The 1,804-nt window shown below is 62.7% G+C and carries 2 protein-coding genes; both read left to right on the top strand.

What is annotated here, in order from left to right; translation table 11 throughout:
* Positions 1-3 precede the first annotated feature (3 nt).
* Complete coding sequence (locus EOA86_RS33205; protein WP_065007017.1) at positions 4-1,467, top strand: monovalent cation/H+ antiporter subunit D family protein; 1,464 nt, start codon at positions 4-6, stop codon at positions 1,465-1,467.
* Complete coding sequence (locus EOA86_RS33200; RefSeq protein WP_065007018.1) at positions 1,464-1,718, top strand: hypothetical protein; 255 nt, start codon at positions 1,464-1,466, stop codon at positions 1,716-1,718. The genes EOA86_RS33205 and EOA86_RS33200 overlap by 4 nt, the downstream gene beginning before the upstream one ends.
* Positions 1,719-1,804: the final 86 nt, after the last annotated feature.

The raw sequence follows: 1,804 nt of genomic DNA, 5'->3' as shown, positions 1-1,804 counted from the left end.
GGCTTGGACCCGGTGATATCGATCCGGCCGCTGCTTGCCGTCGCCGTCGCAGGCCTGGCGGCCCTTGCAGTTTTCGTTCTGAACAACCGCGAGAAACTCCGCGATCTCGTCTCGCCCTTAGCCGCGATCGCCATGTTCGCAATTGTCGCCTCGATGGCACCCACGGTGCTGGCCGGCGGGACGGTCGATTTGCGCCTGTTCGAGATTCTGCCGGGGATCGACTTCGCTTTCCGGGTCGATGCGCTCGGCATGGTGTTTGCCACCGTCTCGTCGCTCTTGTGGATCGTGGCGGCGATCTATTCCATCGGCTACATGCGCCACCTGAACGAGCACGCGCAGACCCGGTTCTTCGCCTGCTTCGCCGCCAGTCTGGCGGCGGCCGTCGGGGGCGCCTTCGCCGCCAATCTGTTCACGCTGGTGATCTTCTACGAGGTGCTCAGCCTCGTTACCTATCCGCTCGTCTATCACCACGAGGACGAAGAGGGATGGACGGGTAGCCGCAAGTATCTCGTCTATTTGATGGGGGCGTCGAAAAGCGTGCTTCTCGCCGCGCTGGCGCTGACCTACCATCTGGCGGGGTCGCTCGACTTCGTGCCAGGCGGGCTGCTGGCCGGGGTCGATGCCTCGCCGGCGCTAATGACCGTGATCTACTTCTGCTATCTGTTCGGCTTCGCCAAGGCCGCGGTGATGCCGATGCACGCCTGGCTGCCTGCCGCGATGGTCGCGCCGACACCGGTCAGCGCACTCTTGCATGCGGTGGCCGTGGTCAAGATGGGCGTGTTCTGCGTGCTGCGGGTGGTGTTCCATGTCTTCGGCACGGGGCTGGTGGACGGGCTGGGGCTCGGCATCGCAACGGCCTATCTGGTCTCGTTCACCATCCTGATGGCGTCCATCTACGCCCTGACGCGGGACGACCTGAAGGCGCGGCTCGCCTATTCGACGGTCAGCCAACTCTCCTACATCGTGCTGGGCGCGGTCCTGCTGTCGCCGGTCGCGATGGTCGGCGGGATCATCCACATTGCGGCGCATGCGTTCTCCAAGATCACGCTCTTTTTCTGCGCCGGGTCGATCTATTGCGCGTCCGGCAAGCGGAACATCAGCGACATGGCCGGCATCGGCCGCAGGCTACCCTGGACGATGGGCGCGTTCTTCGTGGCCTCGCTCAGCATGATCGGGGTGCCGCCCACCGCGGGCTTCGTCAGCAAGTGGTATCTGGCGCTGGGCTCGGTGGAGGCGGGGGAGATTGCGTTCCTGGTCGTGCTCTTGGTGAGCTCGGTCCTGAACGCCGCGTACTTCCTGCCGGTCAGCTATGTCGCTTTTTTCGGGACGGAGACACAGGAAAGTCCGGCGACGGTCCGTGAAATTCCGATGGTGACAATCCCGCTGGTCGCGACCGCGATCCTGTCGGTGTCGATGGGTATTTTCCCCGGCTATTTTCTCACCCTGGCGGAAGGAGTGGTCAGATGATCAGGCGTGTCGTCAATTTCTTTGGTGAGGCGAGATACGCGGAGCAACGCCGCCGGCTGTTTTATCTGGCGCTCGTTCTGATCGTCATCGCCGATTTTCTGGTCCCCCGCGAACACGCTGAATACCTGTGGGACCGCTTGCCGGGCTGGTCGGCCGTCTATGGCTTCTTGTCCTGCGTCCTGCTGATCTTCGTCTCCAAGTTCCTCGGCCATCAGGGCGGGTTGATGCGGCGCGAGGACTATTATGATTGACTTCGTCCATCCCGCCCTGCTGTTCATTCTTGGCGCCCTGCCGATCCCTTTCCTGAAAGGATCAATCCGCAAGGCCTATCTGATAT

Origin of the sequence: Mesorhizobium sp. M5C.F.Ca.IN.020.32.2.1, assembly GCF_004023105.1 — a bacterium.
GTDB classification, from domain to species: Bacteria; Pseudomonadota; Alphaproteobacteria; order Rhizobiales; family Rhizobiaceae; genus Mesorhizobium; species Mesorhizobium wenxiniae.
The sequence above is the reverse complement of the archived record's forward strand: the minus strand, read 5'-3'. Positions and strand labels throughout refer to the sequence as shown.